17 protein-coding genes are annotated in these 17,215 nt (G+C 71.1%); 6 read left to right on the top strand and 11 right to left on the bottom strand.

Annotated features, from left to right (window positions below; translation table 11 throughout):
- Positions 1–6: 6 nt before the first annotated feature.
- The 4 genes from GF068_RS08610 to GF068_RS08595 form a co-directional block, all read right to left on the bottom strand.
- Positions 7–642, bottom strand: a complete 636-nt coding sequence (locus GF068_RS08610) for a hypothetical protein (RefSeq protein ID WP_153818826.1) — start codon at positions 640–642, stop codon at positions 7–9.
- A gap of 98 nt (positions 643–740) precedes the next feature.
- Positions 741–1,982 (bottom strand): metallophosphoesterase family protein, encoded by a 1,242-nt coding sequence (locus tag GF068_RS08605; protein ID WP_153818825.1) that lies wholly within the window; start codon positions 1,980–1,982, stop codon positions 741–743.
- A gap of 22 nt (positions 1,983–2,004) precedes the next feature.
- Positions 2,005–2,718, bottom strand: a complete 714-nt coding sequence (locus GF068_RS08600) for a hypothetical protein (protein ID WP_153818824.1) — start codon at positions 2,716–2,718, stop codon at positions 2,005–2,007.
- Between the two features lie 66 nt (positions 2,719–2,784).
- Positions 2,785–4,260, bottom strand: a complete 1,476-nt coding sequence (locus GF068_RS08595; protein ID WP_153818823.1) for an oxidoreductase — start codon at positions 4,258–4,260, stop codon at positions 2,785–2,787.
- A gap of 297 nt (positions 4,261–4,557) precedes the next feature.
- Here GF068_RS08595 and GF068_RS08590 point away from each other — a divergent pair, with 297 nt between their 5' ends.
- The gene (locus GF068_RS08590) at positions 4,558–5,046 is read left to right on the top strand and encodes a hypothetical protein (RefSeq protein ID WP_153818822.1); all 489 of its coding nucleotides are present in this window, start codon (positions 4,558–4,560) and stop codon (positions 5,044–5,046) included.
- A gap of 1 nt (position 5,047) precedes the next feature.
- On the opposite strand, the gene GF068_RS08585 is transcribed toward GF068_RS08590, so the two are convergent.
- The 5 genes from GF068_RS08585 to GF068_RS08565 are packed head-to-tail and all read right to left on the bottom strand — an operon-like array spanning position 5,048 to position 8,828.
- Positions 5,048–6,214 (bottom strand): acyl-CoA dehydrogenase family protein, encoded by a 1,167-nt coding sequence (locus GF068_RS08585; RefSeq protein WP_153818821.1) that lies wholly within the window; start codon positions 6,212–6,214, stop codon positions 5,048–5,050.
- Entirely contained in the window at positions 6,211–7,068 is an 858-nt protein-coding gene (locus GF068_RS08580; protein ID WP_338046291.1) for an enoyl-CoA hydratase family protein, read from the bottom strand. The genes GF068_RS08585 and GF068_RS08580 overlap by 4 nt, the downstream gene beginning before the upstream one ends.
- The gene (locus GF068_RS46935; RefSeq protein WP_338046290.1) at positions 7,065–7,610 is read right to left on the bottom strand and encodes a MarR family winged helix-turn-helix transcriptional regulator; all 546 of its coding nucleotides are present in this window, start codon (positions 7,608–7,610) and stop codon (positions 7,065–7,067) included. Before GF068_RS46935 ends, GF068_RS08580 begins: the two co-directional genes overlap by 4 nt.
- Before the next feature lie 26 nt (positions 7,611–7,636).
- A complete protein-coding gene (locus GF068_RS08570; protein ID WP_153818820.1) occupies positions 7,637–8,056 on the bottom strand; it encodes a RidA family protein in 420 nt (139 codons plus the stop codon).
- A 13-nt stretch (positions 8,057–8,069) separates the two neighbouring features.
- Positions 8,070–8,828 carry an SDR family NAD(P)-dependent oxidoreductase gene (locus tag GF068_RS08565; protein WP_153818819.1) on the bottom strand — a complete coding sequence of 253 codons (759 nt, stop codon included), beginning with the start codon at positions 8,826–8,828 and terminating at the stop codon, positions 8,070–8,072.
- Positions 8,829–9,061: 233 nt separating this feature from the next.
- Here GF068_RS08565 and GF068_RS08560 point away from each other — a divergent pair, with 233 nt between their 5' ends.
- Together GF068_RS08560 and GF068_RS08555 are read left to right on the top strand one after the other, a co-directional pair.
- The gene (locus tag GF068_RS08560; RefSeq protein WP_153818818.1) at positions 9,062–11,098 is read left to right on the top strand and encodes a hypothetical protein; all 2,037 of its coding nucleotides are present in this window, start codon (positions 9,062–9,064) and stop codon (positions 11,096–11,098) included.
- On the top strand, positions 11,095–11,847 hold the full coding sequence (locus GF068_RS08555) for a hypothetical protein (protein ID WP_240806743.1): 753 nt from the start codon (positions 11,095–11,097) through the stop codon (positions 11,845–11,847). The genes GF068_RS08560 and GF068_RS08555 overlap by 4 nt, the downstream gene beginning before the upstream one ends.
- On the opposite strand, the gene GF068_RS08550 is transcribed toward GF068_RS08555, so the two are convergent.
- Positions 11,848–12,369 (bottom strand): tetratricopeptide repeat protein, encoded by a 522-nt coding sequence (locus GF068_RS08550; RefSeq protein ID WP_153818817.1) that lies wholly within the window; start codon positions 12,367–12,369, stop codon positions 11,848–11,850.
- 98 nt (positions 12,370–12,467) lie between these two features.
- Between GF068_RS08550 and GF068_RS08545 the strand changes: the two genes are divergently transcribed.
- From GF068_RS08545 to GF068_RS08535, 3 genes are all read left to right on the top strand, one after another.
- Complete coding sequence (locus GF068_RS08545; protein ID WP_153818816.1) at positions 12,468–14,468, top strand: hypothetical protein; 2,001 nt, start codon at positions 12,468–12,470, stop codon at positions 14,466–14,468.
- 76 nt (positions 14,469–14,544) lie between these two features.
- Positions 14,545–15,225, top strand: a complete 681-nt coding sequence (locus GF068_RS08540; RefSeq protein WP_338046289.1) for an esterase/lipase family protein — start codon at positions 14,545–14,547, stop codon at positions 15,223–15,225.
- A gap of 10 nt (positions 15,226–15,235) precedes the next feature.
- Positions 15,236–15,823 (top strand): hypothetical protein, encoded by a 588-nt coding sequence (locus GF068_RS08535; protein WP_153818814.1) that lies wholly within the window; start codon positions 15,236–15,238, stop codon positions 15,821–15,823.
- A gap of 2 nt (positions 15,824–15,825) precedes the next feature.
- Here the strand turns inward: GF068_RS08535 and gcvPA are convergent, their stop codons facing one another.
- A complete protein-coding gene (gene gcvPA / locus GF068_RS08530) occupies positions 15,826–17,184 on the bottom strand; it encodes an aminomethyl-transferring glycine dehydrogenase subunit GcvPA (RefSeq protein ID WP_153818813.1) in 1,359 nt (452 codons plus the stop codon).
- Positions 17,185–17,215: the final 31 nt, after the last annotated feature.

The raw sequence follows: 17,215 nt of genomic DNA, 5'->3' as shown, positions 1-17,215 counted from the left end.
GCGCCCTCAGAACACAAGCGCGACGGCGAGAGCTTCTTCGATGTTGTGGATGGGCTGCTTGTTCACGAAGACGGGGGCGTAGGTGGCGCTGATCTTCGCGACGAAGGCGGAGGCGATCCACCATTCCAGCTTCACGGTGGCTTCGGGGGCGAGGGGGAAGCCGAGGGCTTCCTGCGCGCCGGCGTCGTCGGCGGCTTCGACTTTGGCGTCGACGAGCTCTTGGCTTGCGGAGAAGCGGCCGACGCGGACGGCGGCGCCGAAGACGAGGGCGACGGGCCAGTCGAGCTCGCGTAGGCGGAAGTTGAGGCCGGGGGCGATGGAGAGCTGGGCGAAGTCGGGGGCGCCTGCGCTCGGGTCGACGGCGGTCTGGAAGCGGGCGACGACCGGGATCGAGAAATGTGGGCCGAGGTGTAGCTCCAGCGCGGCGCGGGGATAGATGCCCGGGACGAAGCCGCCCTGGCCGAGGACCTGGTAGACGCCCGCGCCGGCTTCGATGTGGAAGCCGGTCCCGAAGAGGCCGTACTTTGGCTTGAGTCGCCGCGGGTCTTCGTCGTCTGCGCGCGCGCTGCTCGAGAGGAGCAGGAGGGCGGCGCACGAGAGCGAGAGGAGGAGGGCTTTTCCCAGGCGATCGCCGCGTCGCATGAATGATTACTATCGAGCGGGGGTTCGCGGCGTCAAGCAGCGTTCGCGGAGGCGAGCACGTTTGGGGCGGCGCGTCGAGGCCACGCGGGGACGTACGTTCAGGGGCCTTCGAGGGTGAAGGTATCCCAGACGGCGCCCTTGTCGTCGATCACCTGACCCGTGAGCGTGTTGCCCGTCGCGTCGAGGAGGACGGCGTGGCGTACGCTGCCCGAGGTGGCGCGCATCGCGCAGGCGGGGCGGTCGATGTTCTCGTCGACGTCGACGAGGGTCGCGCCGCCGCCGCCCGTGGTGATCCAGGTGATGTCGGGGAAGGCGAATCGCTCGTAGCCGTGCAGGTGCGCCTGGATGACGAGGCGGACGCCGTGCTGCACGAAGATGGGCTCGAGCTCGGCGCGGGTCACCGGGTCGTCGGATTTGTCGCCACACGTGACGAGGGGCTTGTGGAGGAAGACGACCGAGAATCGATACCCGGGCTTGCTCGCGGCGTCGGCGAGGGAGTCGGCGATCCATTTGCCTTGCTCGGAGTCTTTGCCGAGGGGTTTTTCGGTGTCGAGGGAGAAGAACCAGACGCCGCCCGATTCGAAGCGGTAATGGTCGCCCGCGCCGTCGAAGCCGGCGTCGCCCCAGAAGCGGCGGTAATAGGCCTCGTATTCCTCGGGGACCTCGAGCTCGTGATTGCCGAGCGCCGGGAACATCGCGCCCTGGGCGAGCAGCGGGCGCATGGCGGGGAACCAGGAGGCGTAGGTCTCGAGGCCGGAGTCGTAATACTGGATGTCGCCCCCGTGCAGCGTGAAATCGGGGTTCATCGGCAGGACCTGGTCGAGCAGCTTCAGCGTGATGCGGTTGAGGCCCGGGTTCGTGTCGCCGATGGCGAGGAAGCGGAGCGGCGCGCCGTCGGGCTTGGCGGCGCAGACGCGGCCCTTCGCCGCCGGGTCGGCCGCGAGGTGGTACTGGACGCAGGCGCCGGGCTGGAGGTCCGAGAGCACGGCCTCGTGTGTCCAGTAGGTGCCGGCCTCGTCGGGCGGGGCGCTCGGATCGAGGGGGGCCTTGCGGGTCTCGGGGACTTCGTAGGTGGTGACGGTCGCGTCGACCTGGCGGATCTCGTCGCTGCCCTCGGGGTTGAAGAGGACGCCGCCGGCGACGTCCGCGCGGCAGGTCTCCCAGCGGACGACGGCGGAGGTGCGGTCGACGCGCAAGGACCACGGGCCCTTGCTGACGCCGGTGCCGGGGCAACGCTCGTCGACGGGCTCGGGGGGCGGCGGGTTGACCGGCGGCGCGGGGTCTTCGCTGCAGGCGGTGAGGAGGAGGGAGGCGAAGAGGAGGGGAGCGGCGTGTTTCATGCGCGCCGCAATCTAACGCTTCTCAGGGCGTCGAGGTGAAGCTGCCGCTGCGAACTTGTTCGAGCACGAAGGAGCTCTCGCTGTCGAAGGTCGCGTCGGTCGTGCCGCTGCGCGAGCGGGTCATGGTGACCTCGACGTCGCAGGTCGGAGGGGGCTGGTCCGAGGGGCCCGTGGCCTGGAGGCTATTGGCGAGGATCGTGTGGGTGCCCGTGTCGCCGGGGACGTCGATCGTCTCGAGGAAGATGCAGGGGCCGTTGAGCTCGAGGCGGACGTCGTCCTTCGAGTCGAAGGGCGTCCAGGTGACGGTGATGTCGGCCGCGCGCGAGACCTGCGAGGCGCCGATGGTGAGCGCGAAGGGGGCGGGCAGGGTGCCGCGGCTCGCGGGGGCGTCGTCGTCGGTCTCGCGCTGGAGGTCGACGAGGAACTCGGTGCCCTCGGCGGCCGTGTTGAACTTGGCCTCGTAGACGCCGGTGTCCTGGGTCTTCATCTCGACGCGCTGGTCACCCGCGGAGGCGAAGATGCGGTCGCCGCCCGAGAGGTCGACGTAGGTGTTGCTCTCGTCGCCGCCGACCTTGAGCGTGGCGATGAGGCGGGTCTCCTGGTCGTTCTCGGCCGTGGCGGAGAGGATGGCCGCGATGCCCTGGGTGCGGATGTTCTGCGAGTCGACGGTCTCCTTGCAGCCGGAGAGGGCGCCGAGGCCGACGAGGGCGAGAGCGACGAGTGTACGTGTATCCATGGAAAGCCACTCTTTCTTGAAGGGGCGCCCGCGGTCCGGGCGCCGTCTACGGCAAGGGTATACGATTCAACGGTCCCAGCGGGGGGCGACGAGGCGGCGATTGCCTTCGGCGCTGCGCGGCGCGCCGGGCTCGTCGAGGTCCTTTCGATCCCAGAGCTGGCAGGTGACCTGGCGATGGCGCTGATCGAGGGCCTCGCAATAATTCGAGTAGATACAGCGCCGGACCTCGGCGCCGCGGCCGAGGCGATGCTTGCGGAACCAGTCGGGATCGGCGAGCGATTGGCGCGCGGCGGCGACGAGATCGGCCTGGCCTCGGGCGAGGATCGATTCGGCCTGGACGAAGGTGCCAATGCCTCCGGCGGCGACGGTGGGCGTCTCGAGGCCCTCGGCGCGCAGGGCTTCGCGAATACGCGCCTGCTTTTCGACCTGGCGGGCGAAGGGGCCACGGGCGTCGGAGAGGGCCGTGGGCATGCACTCGTAGCCGCTCGGGCCGGTGTAGGGATAAGCGGCGTCGCCGACCTTGGGTTGTTTTGCGTCCTCGAATTTGCCGCCGGTGGAGAGGGAGAGGAAATCCATGCCGGCGCGGGCGAAGAGCAGGCCGTGATGGATCGCGTCCTCGACGCGGCTGCCGCCGTCGATGATCTCGTCGCAGAGGAAGCGGCAGCCGACGGTGAAATCACGGCCGACGGCGTCACGGACGGCGGCGTACACCTCGAGCGGGAGGCGGGCGCGGGCCTCGCGCGAGCCGCCATACCCGTCCTTGCGGTCGTTCCGGGCGGAGAGGAACGAGGCCATCGTGTAGGCGTGGGCGTAATGCAGCTCGACGCCGTCGAAGCCGGCCTGCCTGGCGCGGCGGGCGGCGTCGGCGAAGAGGGCGGGCAAGGCGCGGGGCAGGTCGCGGATGTGAGGCTCGTGGACGTCGGTGACACGCTCGCGCGCCCCGAAGCGGAGGGCCTCGAGCTCGCGCGGGTCGAGGATCCGATCGAGTTGCTCGTCGGTCGCGGCGCGCAAGAACTCGCGGATGGCCGTCTCGGGGGCCTCGGCCCAGAAGGCGTCGCCGGTCTCGCGTTCGAGGTTCCGTCGATGCGCGGGGGTGAGGGCGAGGTGGGTCTCGAGGTATTTTTCGTGCGGGGGGCGCCTGCGGATGCGCAGGAAGTCGATGAGCTGGACGAAGAGGCGGGTGCGGCCGGCGCTTTTGTCACGGACGCGGCGGGTGAGGTCGGCGAGGCCGGGGAGGAAGCGGTCGTGGCCAATGCGGAGGAGCGGGCCGCTCGGGACGTCGCGGATGCCGGTGGCCTCGACGACGAGGGCGCCGGGCTCACCCTCGGCGAAGCGGCCGTACCAGTCGAGGACGTCCTTCGAGACGAAGCCGTCCTCGGTGGCACGCCAGGGGACCATGGCAGGGACCCAGGTGCGATCGGCGAGGGTGAGGCCAGAGGCGAGGGTGAGCGGCGAGAAGAGGAGCGCACGAGCGGCGTCGTCGGCGGTGGGCGGCCGGTCGTCGGGGAGGGGGTGGCGGATGCGCTCCGGGGGTTTCCACATGGCTGGGAGGGGGAGGGAGGACTCCGAACCAGATGGGGGCCGAAGTGCAAGGGAAAACGTTTCACGCCGCGAGCTTGCCTCGTGTCGTGCAGGGTTTTACCGTGGGGTTGCGTAGCGCCAAACCATGGAGTCCTTCGACCAGTCCCTGGGAGGGTGTTCCATAGCTGTTGTCGGCTTCGGAACCTCACCCCCTCACCCCCCGACCCCCTCTCCGCGCGGCGGAGAGGGGGCGAAAGGCGCGGATCGAACCGGAAACTCCCTCCCTCTCCGCCGTGTGGAGAGGGAGGGTTGGGGTGGGTGAGGTCCGGAAGTCGAGCAGGTGCTTGTGGAACACCCTCGGCTCCGCTCGCGCTCTGGCCGCTGGTGACGTTGACGCGGGACGGCGCCGCCGAACATGTCGTGCGGGAGGCGTGTGGTAGAATCGAGGCGAAGACGGAGCTGAGCTCGGGAGAGCGTGCGGATTATCTGGCGGTGTTGTGGTTCGTGGCCGAGGCGGAGAAGGTCCCGACCCGACTGCTGAAGCTGTACATGTCGGAGGAGCGACTGATGGAGAGCGAGCTGTGGCTGAGCGCCGTCGCGAAGGGCGAGGCGCGGACGCAGGCGGAGACCGTCATCCGGATCCTGACCCGCCGTCTGGGCGGTCTAGAGCCGACGCTGCAGGAGCGGATCCGAGGTCGCGCCGACCGGGAGACGCTCGCGACCTGGTACGAGGCGGCGATCGCCGTCGACGACGCCGAGGACGCCCAGCGGCTGGTCGAGGTCATCCGGAAGGCCTCGCTGCCCTGACTCAGCCGAGCAGCGCCTTCGCGATCACGAGCTTCTGGATCTCCGTCGTCCCCTCGTAGATGCGCAGCGGCCGGATCTCGCGGTAGAGGCGCTCGACCACGCCCCCTTCGAGCACGCCGATCCCGCCGTGGAGCTGCACGGCCTTGTCGATGATGCGCTGCGCGGCCTCGGTCGCGTACATCTTCGCCTTCGCCGCCTCACTCGTCACGCGCTCGCCCGTGGTGTCGCGCCGGTGCGCCGCGCGGGCGACGAGCAGGCGCGCCGCGTCGAGCTCGGTCGACATCTCCGCGAGGTACGCCTGCACGATCTGCCGATCGGCGAGCGGCGCGCCGAACTGGCGCCGCCGCTTGACGTGCTCGATCGACGCCGAGAGCCCACGCGCGGCCATGCCGTTCGCCGCCGCGCCGACCGAGATGCGGAAGGCGTCGAGCGTCTCCATCGCGATGCGGAAGCCCGCGCCGACGTGGCCGAGCACGTGCTCCTTCGGCACGCGGCAGCCTTCGAGGCGCAGGCGGCCGAGCGGATGCGCGCTCATCGGCAGCGCCTCGAGCGTGAGGCCCGGCGCGCCCTTCGGGACGTAGAAGGCCGTGATGCCCTTGCGGCCGAGCGAGGGGTCGGCGTTCGCGAAGACCACGTGGTGGTCGGCGTAGGGCACGTTCGAGATGAGCGTCTTTTCGCCGTCGAGGAGGAAGCTGTCGCCGTCCTCGCGGGCGACCGTGCGCAGCGAGGCGACGTCGCTGCCCGCCTCGGGCTCGGTGAGCGCGAAGGCGCCGAGGCGACGGCCCCGCACGACGTCGGGCACGACCTCGGCGATGAGGTCCTGCGAGCCGCCGAGCAGGATCGGGTAGGTGCCGAGGCCCTGCACCGCGAAGATCGAGTCGGCCTGCGCAGAGACCTGGCCGAGCGCCTCGCGCACGAGGACGAGCGCGCGCACGTCGATGTACGCGAGGTCGACCGGGCGGCCCGTCGTGGCGCCGCCATACGCCTCGGGCACGAGGTAGCTGTAAAGGCCGAGCGGATCGCCGAGCAGGCGCGCGACCTCGGCCGGATCCTGGGTCGTGGCGAGCACGTCGAGGTGCTCGCCCTGGAGCCGCGTCGCGAGCTCGTGGTGGCGCAGCTCGAAGAAGGGCGAGAGGTCGGGCAAGGAGAGCAAGAAGCGCGCGCTCATGCGTCGCTCCCGGCGTCGGGCTTCGGCGCGGCCGGCGGCGGCGGATCACAGATCTCCGCGCCGAGGAAACGCGCCGGGCGCTTGACCTTGTTCGCCTCGTAGGCCTCGCGGAAGTCAGGGTGGGCCATGCAGAGCGCCTGCGCTTGCGCCTCGGCCTCGATCGCGGCGGCGAGGGTCAGGCCGTGCTCGCTCTCGAGCATCTGCTTGGTCATGCGATGCGCGAAGGTCGGGCCCTTCGCGAGGCGCTCGGCCCAGCCGCGGGCCGTCGTGAGCACGTCGGCGTCGGGCACGACGCGGTTGGCGAGGCCGATGCGAAGCGCCTCCTCGGCGCCGATGAGGTCGCCGAAGAAGAGCAGCTCGGCGGCCCTGCCGCGGCCGACGATGCGGGGCAGGAGGAACGAGGCGCCCATGTCCGCGCCCGAGAGGCCGACGCGCGGGAAGATGAAGCCGATACGCGCGCTCTCGGCGAAGATGCGCATGTCGCACGCAGCGGCGATGACGGCGCCCGCGCCGACGGCGACGCCGTTGATGGCGGCGATCACGGGGCGGCGCAGCTCGGCGATGCTCTGGATGAGGGCGCCCGTCACGCGCGTGAACTCGACGAGGCCGGTGATGTCACGCGCGAAGAGCTCGGCGATGATGCCCTCGACGTCGCCGCCCGAGCAGAAGCCGCGGCCCTTGCCGGTGATCACGACCGCGCGCGCGTCGTCGGCCTTCTCGAGGGAGCGGAAGGTCTGGGCGAGCTCGCCGTACACCTCGAAGGTGAGCGCGTTCAGGCGCTCGGGCCGGTTCAGGGTGATCTGGGCGATGCCGCGGGAGATTTCGAGATCGAAGGTCTTCGGCGAGAGGGTCACGGATCTTCCTCGGATCGGGCGCGAGCGCGGCGCGCGCCACGCTCGGGGGTGCGGCGTGCCTCGCCGCGCGGGCCGCGGACGGCCGAGAGCTCGGGGCCGCGGAGGGTGAGTCGTACCTTGTCGAGCACACGAACGAGGCTCGCGAGCTCGTTCGCGCTGAGCGCAGAGAAGAGCTTGGAGACACGCGCGGCGTGGCGACGCTCGGCGCGCTGGAAGGCGAGCTGGCCCTTCGGCGTGAGGTGGACACGCCAGGCGCGCCGATCGTTCGGATCGGCCCGGCGCTCGACGAGCCCGTCCCGCGCGGCGCGATCGACGAGGCCGGTGATGTTGCCGGCCGTGACCAGCATCGAGCGCGAGAGCGAGGCGAGGGTCTGCCCGTCCTCGCGCACGAGGTTCGACAGGAGGTCGAAGCGCGGCAGGGTCATCTCGGCCTCGAGGTCGTCGCGGATCGCGGCGAGCGCGACCTTCTGCACGGCGAGGATGCGGACCCACGCGCGCACGGCGGGGTTCTGCTCGCCCTTGCCCGCAGGCTTGGCGCTCACGGGCCTGCGGGTCGGCGCGCCCCGCCTCACGCCGCTCCCGGAGCCCCACGGAGCACGGCGACGGCCTCGATCTCGACCTTGGCGCGCCGCTCCACGAGGCCCGCGACGCCGAGCAGCGCCATCGCCGGGAAATGCTTGCCGAGCCGCGCGCGCCACGCCTGCCCGATCGCCTTGAGCGAGCCGCGGTAGGCGTCGAGGTCGGTGACGTACACGGTCATCTTGGCGAGATCGGTGGGCTCTCCGCCGGCGGCGCGTACGACGGCGATCACGTTGTCGAGCGCCTGCGCGAACTGCTCGGCGAGGTCGTCGGTCTCGAACTCGCAGCGCGCGTTCCAGCCGACCTGGCCGGCCACGAAGAGCGTGGGCCCCGAGACGAGGGCGCCGTTCGAATATCCCTTCGGGGGCACGAAGCCCTCGGGGTTCACGAAGGTGAGCTTGTCGTTCATGATCGGTTTCGTCCTATTTCATGACCTGGCCGCCGTCGATGGGGATGGCCTGGCCGTGCACGCTGCGGGCCTCGGGGGCGCAGAGCATGGCGACGACGTGGGCGATCTCCTCGGGCTCGGCGAAGCGCTGCTGCGGTGACATGTTCGCGAGGATCTTCTCCGCGGCCTCGGCGCTGCGGCCCGTCTTCTGCGCGATCCGCGAGGTCGCCTCCTCGCCCATGCGCGTGCGGGTCCACCCCGGGCAGACGGCGTTCACGGTGACGGGCGACTTCGCGATCTCCACGGCGAGCGCGCGGGTCATGCCGACCATCGCGTGCTTCGAGGCGCAGTAGGCGACGCTGTAGCCGTAACCGACGAGGCCCGCGTTCGAGGCGACGTTGATCACGCGGCCGAAGCCACGCTCGATCATGCCGGGCACGAAGGCGCGGCAGAGGGCGAAGGCGCTCGTGACGTTCACCTCGAGCAGGTCGTCCCAGAGCTCGTCCGTCGTGCGGTCGAAGGCGACGGACTCGGCGAAGCCGGCGTTGTTCACGAGCACGTCGACGGGGCCCGCGGCGCGGACGGCGTCGATCGCGGCGCGCACGCTCGCTCGATCCTTCGCGTCCATCCGGACGGCGACGCCGCCGATCTCGCTCGCGACCTCGTCGATCTCGGCCTCGGTGCGCCCCGTGACGAGGACGCGGGCGCCCTCGCGGGCGAGCCGCTCGGCGATGGCGCGCCCGATCCCGCGACCTCCGCCCGTGACCAGGGCATGCTTTCCAGCGAGGTACATGACGCACGTATAAAAGATTCATATCTAAAGAACAACGCGGCCGAGCGGGCGTGGGTGGTGGACCGGAAAGGACGAAAAGGCCGGCAGACCGTCCGCGGCAGGCCGAGGACGCGCGCGGCGAAACAGGGACGGCCAGGGCGTGGCGGGAGCTGGAAATTTCGAGGTTCGTGGACCCGAAAAGCAGGCGCTCCCGGCCTATCGCGCGGCGCTACCGTCATGCATACTTTTCCTTCATGCGCGTCCTCCGGCCCTTCTCTTTTGCGCTCGTTTTCCCTGGGATCCTGGCGGGCCTCGTCGGGTGTGGCCCCGCGCCGGGCCTGCAGCCCGAGGCGACGTCGATCTGGGTGGCCCCCGCGTCGCTCGCCGTCCCCGCGGACGCGTCGTTCTTCGATCACCCCTGGCCGAGTGATCTGCGGCTCGAGGACGGCCGCGTGCCCCTCGAAGAGTTCCCGAACCCGCGGAGCGTGCCGATCCTCTCGCAGTACATCAGCACGATGGATCGGAGGCTCGACGGCTTCTCGCCGGCGGCCGCGGGGTACCTGCGCTTCGACGGTCCGCTCGATCCGAAATCGCTGCCGCACACGCCGGCCGAGGCGCTCTCGGCCGCGGCGTCGGTGCAGCTGCTCGACGTCGATCCGGGCTCGCCCGAGCGCGGTTCGCGCAGGCTCGTCTCGGTGCAGTTCCGCGCCGAAGAGGGCGTGTATTACCCGACGAACACGCTCGCCTTCATGCCCACGCTGGGCTTCCCGCTCCGGCCCCACACGCGGTACGCGCTCGTCGTGACCGACGCGGTGCGCGGCGCCGGCGGAGGGGCGATCACGAAGAGCGTCGAGCTCGCGCAGGTGCTCGGCGAGGTGAGCGCCGAGAGCGACGCGGCGGCGCGCGCGCAGGTGGAGCTCGCGCCCGCGGTGACGGAGATCGAGGCGGCCGGGATCCCGCGCGCGTCGATCGTGCACCTCGCGGTGTTCCGGACGAACGATCCGACCGAGGAGCTCTTCGCGGCGCGGGATCACCTGCGCGCGAACGTGCCCGCGCCCGTGGCGGACCCGGGCAAGTGGGTCGTCGGCGGCACGTGGGATTCGCGGACCGAGTACATCGGCCTCTACGGGCCCTCGCCGAACTACCAGGAGGGCAACCTGCCCTTCGAGAAGCCGAGCGACGGCGGCGATTTCCGGCAGGAGAACGGCGGGCCCGCGGTCGTCGACACCTTCGACGTGCGCTTCTCGCTGACGGTGCCGAACTCGGCGTCGTGCCCGATGCCGCCAGACGGCTTCCCGATCGTGCTCTACGCGCACGGCACGGGCGGCGACTTCCGCAGCTACGTGTACGACGGGACGGCGCGCAGCCTGGCCGATCAATGCATCGCGACGATGGGCGTCGATCAGATCTTCCACGGCCGCAGGCCGGGCGCGCCGAAGGACGGCGACACGTCGCGTATCTCGCTGCTCTTCTTCAACGTGAACAACGTGCTCGCGGCCCGGACGAACAGCCGGCAAGCCGCGCTCGACGAGGTGCAACGCGCGCGTCTCTTCACGGAGTCGGACGTGGAGGTGCCCGCGTCGGTGTCGGTGACGGGCCAGCCGATCCGCTTCGACGGCTCGCGCCTCATGTACTTCGGCCACTCGCAAGGTGGGCTGAACGGCCCGCTGTTCCTCGCCGCCGACGATCAGGCGCGCGGCGGCGTGCTCTCGGGCTCGTCGGCGGTCATGGCGATCACGCTGCTGCACAAGACGAGCCCGTCACCGAGCATCGCGCAGCTCGTGAAGACGGTGTTCTTGAGCCTCAAGGCCGAGGAGGAGGCGGAGCTCGACCTCTTCCACCCGGCGCTCTCGCTCGCGCAGATGCTCGTGGACACGACCGATCCGCTGCATTATGCGCCGCGGGTGGCCCTCTCGCCGCGCGAGGGGATGGCGCCGAAGAGCATCTACATGACCGAAGGCGTGAACCCGGACGGCTCGGGTGACAGCTACTCGCCGACGCGCGGGATCGAGATGCACGCGATCGCGATGGGGCTGCCGCTCGTCGAGCCGTCGCAGTTCCCGATCCCGGAGCTCGCGTGGGGCGGGCCGGGCATGGTGAACATCTCGAAGCTGGGGCTGTCGGGCAACCTCGCGGACGGGAAGGCGACAGGCGTGCTCGCGCAATGGGCGGTGCCGGAGGACACGGACGGGCACTTCGTGATCTTCCGCGTGCAGGAGGCCCGATCGCAGGCCGCGATGTTCATCCGCAGCCTGAGCGAGGATCCGAAGGGGAAGGTTTTGTTGCCATGACGATGGAGTCCGCGAGCGAGCGCGCGGCGCGCATCTGCGCCGCGGCGGCGATCACGAAGAGGCGCCCGCCGAGCCGAGGCGGCTGGGATCGCGCAGGTGATCCGCCCGAGGACCTCGCGGCGCTCTGGGCCGTCACAGGCGGGCTCGAGCTCGGCTGTGGCACGCGCCTGCTCGGGCCGACGGAGGTTGGTCCTGCAACGAAATGGCTGACGGAGGAGAAGTCGCTCGGCTGGGGCGGGGACCTCTTCGTGATCGGCGAGCGCGACGATCTCGTGATCGTGCGGGACCTCGATCACGAGGGCAAACGCGCAGGCGGCGGCGTGCTCGAGGCGCCTTCGGACGGGCTCGAGGCGTTCCGGCGGGTCGCGTGGGACGCGCTCGGCTACCTGGAGGCGCGGCTCGGGATCGAGCCGGCGCCGCGGCCCACGCCGGAGATCGCGGCGCAGGAGGCGGCCTCGCAGAGGGACGCCGCGGCGCTCGCGAAGGCGCTCGGCGAGGCGTTTTACCCGGGCAGCGAGGCCGTGGCGGCGCACGCGGCGCTCGTGCTCGGCGAGATCCTGGCGACTTCGGGGGACGACGTCGCGGCGATGCGCGCGTTCGTGCGGAGCGTGTCGTTCCGCGTGCAAGGGGCGCGGCGCGGGGCGGAGGCGCTGGAGCGCGCCGCAGGCTTCCGGGCCGCGGCGCGTGTGGCCGAGGCGGTGGGCGCGAAGGCCCTCGCGGAGGCGTGCCTCACGCGGATCGACGTCTGATCACTCGAACTCGACCGGCTCGTTCTCGCCGGCGATGCCCAGCATGCCGAGGATCTGCTCGACCTCGAGGCGCGCTTCGAGCTCGGGGTTCGAGCTGAGGAACCCCTGGAGTTGTTTCTTCGCCGCCTTGCGGTTGCCCTTCGCCGCGTAGGCGAGGCCGGCGGCCTGCATCGCGTCGCCGTCGCCGGGGAAGCGGCGCAGCGCCTCGTTGGCCTGCGAGAGCGCGCCGTCGAGGTCGCCGAGCTGGCGCAAGAGGTGCGAGAGCGCGACGCGCGAGCCGAGGTAGTTGGGGGCGAGGCGGAGGGCTGCGCGGTACGCGTCGCGCGCGGTCTCGCGCTGGCCGGTCTCGTAAAGGGCGGCGCCGAGGAAATGGAACGCGTAGGGGTTCCTCGGGTCGGCCTTGATCACGTCGCGCAGCGCGACGAGCGCCTCGACGAAGCGGCCGTCGTTCATGAACTCGGTCGCCTCCTCGACCGCTTCCCATCGGGCGGAGTCTTCTGCATCCACGGTCTGCGTAGCCATGCACGAAGCATACGCGCGGAAAGTGCGGCGCGCCCCTCTCGGGTCGAGGCGCGAGATCGTCGCTTCCGGCACCTCGTTTTTCGTGTTTAGTCCCGCTCGTGGCCCCGAAGCCCAGTGAGCCCGCGTTGTTCCACGTGTTCGCCGCGACCCTCGTCGTCGTGGTGGGCCTCGTGTTCTGGCTGCCCGGCTTCGCGCGGACGGGCGGGGCGTTTCCCGTCCCGCTCGACGACGTTTACATCCACTTCGGCTTCGCGCGCTCCGCGGCGCTCGGCCACCCGTTCGCGTGGCTGCCGGAGAACGGCTACTCGTCGGGCGGAACGAGCCTCACCTATCCGCTCGTCCTCGCGCCGGCCTGGGCGCTCGGCTTGCGTGGCGCGCGGCTCTCGTACTTCGCCGCGGCGCTCGCCTGCGTTTGCTTGTGGGACCTCTGCCGCTCGGCGCGCGTGTTGCTCGAGGGCGCGCCGCGTATCGCGGCCTTCCTCGCGGCGCCGCTGCTGCTCGCGGTGCCGCTCGTCGACTGGAGCCTGTACTCGGGCATGGAGACGGCGCTCTTCGCCGCGATCCTCGGCCGGCTGCTCGTCGCTTCGCAGCGCGCGACCGCAGCGCCGCCCGCGTCGCGCCCCTCCGCGCAGCTCCGCGCCGGGCTCTGGGGCGCGCTTCTCGTGGCCACGCGGCCCGAGTCGGCGGCGCTCGTCGGGCCGCTCGGCGTGGCCGTGGTGTACGGCGCGCGATCGCTCGGCACGCTCTCGTCGCTCGTCCGCGTGCTCGCGCCCACGGGGTTTTTCCTGGCAGCGCAGGCGTCGGCGAACCTCGTGTTCACCGGGGAGATGAGCCAGGCCGGCGCCGTCCGCAAGCTCGTCGGGACGAACCCGTACCTCACGCCGATCGAGGCCGCCGTCGAGGTGATCAAGAACCTCGCCGTCTTGCGGGCGCAGGCGTTCGACGTGGCGCTCGGGGGGCCGTCGTTCTCGTTCGTCCTGCCGCTGCTCGCGCTCGTGGCGATCCTCGCGCGGCGCACGCGGCCCATCGCTTTGCCGCTCGTCACGGGCGCGATCGGTATGCTCCTGCTCGTGTCGCTCAACACGACGGCGCGGTACCAGAACTTCCGCTACGCCGTGCCGTCGTTGCTCTTCCTGCTCGTCGCCGCGGCGCTCGGCGTGGGGGAGCTCGTGCGGAGGGGGCGCGCGCTCGGCGCTCTCGGGATCGGGCTCGCGCTCGTCGCCACGCTCGCGCCCGCGCGGCTCTTCCCGCGGCAGATCGATCACTTCGCGCGCGCCTCCGGCAACATCGAGCAGCAACAAGCCGAGGTCGCTCGCAAGCTCGCCGCCCTCTCGCCGCGACCTCGGCGGGTGCTCGTCGGTGACGCGGGGGCGATCCCCTACCTCTCCGGTTTGTCCGCTCTCGATGGCCTCGGCCTCGGCGGATATCACGACCTGCCGTTCGCCCGCGCCTCGGTGCACGGCATCCCCGCGATCGTCGAGCTCATCGAGCGGATGCCGGCGAGCGAGCGGCCCGACGTGATGGCGATCTACCCGGGCTGGTTCCCGGAGCTCGCGCGATCGTTCGGGGAGCAAATGTTCTCGGTGCGGATCGAGGACAACGTGATCTGCGCGGCGCCCGAGAAGGTCGTGTACGCGGCCGACTGGTCGACGCTCGCGCCGAGCGGCGAGGCGCGGGCGGGCGCGGTCTTCGAGCTCGACGTCGCGGATCTCGTGGACGAACGGGCGCACGGCTACACGTTCCCGCGGCCGCAGGCGGGGTGGGTGATCGGCGCGACGCTGCGCGACGCGGCCGGGCGACCGCGGTTCGATGCAGGTCGCATCCTCCCGCAGGGGCAAAGCGAGTCGTTCCTCGTCGCGCCGAACGTCGAGCGGGGCCCCGCGACGCTCGTGCTGCGGACCGATGGAGGCGGGCCGATCACGCTCGTGATCGCGCCTCTCGGCGGAGACACGCGAACCGTGGAGATCCCGGCGCGGGACGAGGCGACGTGGTTCGAGGCGCGTGTCGCGTTGTCCGCGATCGGCGGTCGGGATCGGGTGCGGATCACCGCGAAGCAGGGCGCGTGGCGGAGCTTTCACGTCTGGCTCGTGCGACCTTGAAGATCGGCTCAGCGGGCGTCGTGGCCCGTGGCATCCTCGCGGCATGGCGGATCGTCCCTCCTGGGCTCGTGCTCTCGTGAACGCGAGCCGCGAGGCCCTCGCGTTCGGGCGGCAGGCGTGGCTCTCGCGGCATGATCTCGAGGGGGCCGCGGCGCCTGCCGAGGTGCAGGACGGCGACGACGTCGTGGTGCTCCTGCATGGCCTCTTCGCGACGGCAGGCGGCCTTCGCCCCATGCGCCGCGTGATCACGCGTCACAAGGGCGTGCACGCCGCGGCGATGACGTATCCGCCCGGGCCCGGCGTCGAGGAGCTCGGCGAGCGGCTCGCGGCGCTCACCGCGGAGCTGCCCGGCGCGGCGCGCCTGCACCTCGTGGGGCACAGCCTCGGCGGCGTGGTGGCGCGCTTCTACGCGCAGGAGGCGGGGGACACGCGGGTCGTGCAGACGATCTCGATGGCGAGCCCGTTCGCAGGCGTCGTCGGGGCGAGCGCGCTCGGCTTCGGGGCCGCGCGTGATCTCGCGCCGGACAGCGCCGTGCTGCGCAAGATCCGCCTCGCCGCTTCGGCCACGGCGAACGTCCCGCACCTCTCGATCATCGCGCGGGCGGACGCCGTCCTGCGTTCGCCCGTGTCACACGCGTTGCCCGGCGGTGAGGTGATCGTGATGGAAGGCCAAGGGCACAACACGGTGCTCTTCGACGAGGAGGTCGCGCGGATCGTCGAGCGGCGGATCCTCGGCCGCCGCAGAAAAACGTGCTAGGTCGGTCGGCGTGCGTCGCAACGTGAAAGCAACGTGGATCGGAGTCGCGCTCGCCTCGGGGATCGCGCTCGCGCCGGACGTCGCGCGGGCGGACGCATCGGCGTGGGCGTTCGCGGGGGCAGGGGCGCTCGCGTGGAAAGAGGGTACGGCGGCGCTCGCGCCACGCGCGGCGTTCAACTTCGATTTCGGCGTGGGCACGACGCCGGACGGCCCGTTCATCGTCGGCGGGCTCGCGCGGCTCACGCCCGTGGTCGACGAGGGCCTGGACGTGTCGTTGCTCGCGCGTGTCGCGACGCACGGCTTTCAAGCGGGCAAGTTCGGCGTCGCGGTCGACGTGGGCGGCTACCAGAGGCTCTGGGGGACGTACTCGCGCGGCGTCGCCGGCAGCTTCACGATCGGCCTTCCGCTCGGCTTCTCGCTCGGGGTGCAGGGGCTCTACGGGACGGGCGACGCGCTCGCGTTCGGCGCGTTCGCGGGCATCGATTTCCTGCGGCTGACGATCTACCGGCAGTCGATGCTCGACGCGTGGCCGAACCCGTACCCGGCGCATCAACAGCCGGCGACGGCCTCGTTCGGGCCGTCGCCGCGGTTCTTCTGAACTCAGATCGACGCGAGCGCTTCGACGAGCCGATCGAGGTCCGCGCGTGTGTGGCGCTCGGTGACGGCGACGAGCAGCTCGCCCTTGCGCTCGGCGCTCACGCGGCCGAGATCGAAGCCGGGGATGATGTCGCGCTTGGCGAGCGTGTCGCAGACCTTCTTCGTGTCGCCGCCGCGTACACGCACGACGAACTCGTTGAACGTCGGAGCGCTGTACGGCAGCGAGTAGCCCTCGAGGCCCGCGATCGCCTTCTTCAGGTACTCCGCTTTGGCGAGACACTGACGCGCCGCTTCGACAAACCCCTTCTTGCCGAGCATGCACATCTTGATGGTCATCGCGGTCGCGCAGAGGCCGCTGTTCGTGCAGATGTTGCTCGTGGCGCGCTCGCGGCGGATGTGTTGCTCGCGCGTGGCCAGCGTGAGCACGTAGCCGCGGTTTCCCTCCTTGTCGACGGTCTCGCCGACGACGCGGCCGGGGATCTGCTGCAGGTACTTGCGGTCCTCGCGGCACGCGAAGAGGCCCACGCCCGGGCCGCCGAACTGCGGCGGCAGGCCGAGCGGTTGTCCCTCGCCCACCGCGATGTCGGCGCCGAGCGCGCCGGGCGACTCGAGGAGCGCGAGCGCGTACGGATCCTGCGTCGCCGTGATGACGAGCGCGCCCTTCGCGTGCGCAGCCTCGGCCACCTTGCGGAGATCGCAGATCGAACCGTAGAAGTTCGGGTATCCGACGACGACGCAGGCCGTCTCGTTCGTGATCGCGGCCGCGAGTGCGTCGATGTCGGCGGCGCCGTCCGCGCCGACGGGCACGGTGGTGAGCGAGGCCTTGCCGGTCCCGAGGCCACGCACGTGCGTCTCGATCGTCTCGAGATACTCGGGGTGGATCCCGCCGGAGATGACGGTGTGCTCGCGACCGACGAGCCTTCGCGCCATGAGCACGGCCTCGGCCGCGGCGCTCGCGCCGTCGTACATCGACGCGTTCGCCAGCGGCAGGCCGAAGATCTCGCTGACGATCGTCTGGAACTCGAAGATGACCTGCAGCGTGCCCTGCGCGACCTCGGGCTGGTACGGCGTGTACGCCGTGTAGAACTCGCTGCGCAGCAGGAGCTGGTCGGCGGCGGGCGGGAAATGATGCTCGTACGCGCCGGCGCCGAGGAACGAGAGCATCCCGGCCGCGCGGTTCTTGCGGGCGAGCTCTTCGAGGTGGCGCATGAGCGACGGCTCGTCGATCGGCGCGGGCAGGTCGAGCGGCCGATCGTAACGTGCGCGTGCAGGGATCGATTCGTAGAGCGCCTCGAGCGCCGGCAGGCCGACGGCCTCCAGCATCGAAGCGATCTCCTCGGGCGTGTGAGGGAGGTATCGCATGGCTGTGGAGAGAGATGAGGAGGCCGCGGCC

It is taken from the genome of Polyangium spumosum (assembly GCF_009649845.1).
Taxonomy (GTDB): Bacteria; Myxococcota_A; Polyangia; order Polyangiales; family Polyangiaceae; genus Polyangium; species Polyangium spumosum.
This window is presented reverse-complemented; position numbering and strand designations above follow the sequence as displayed.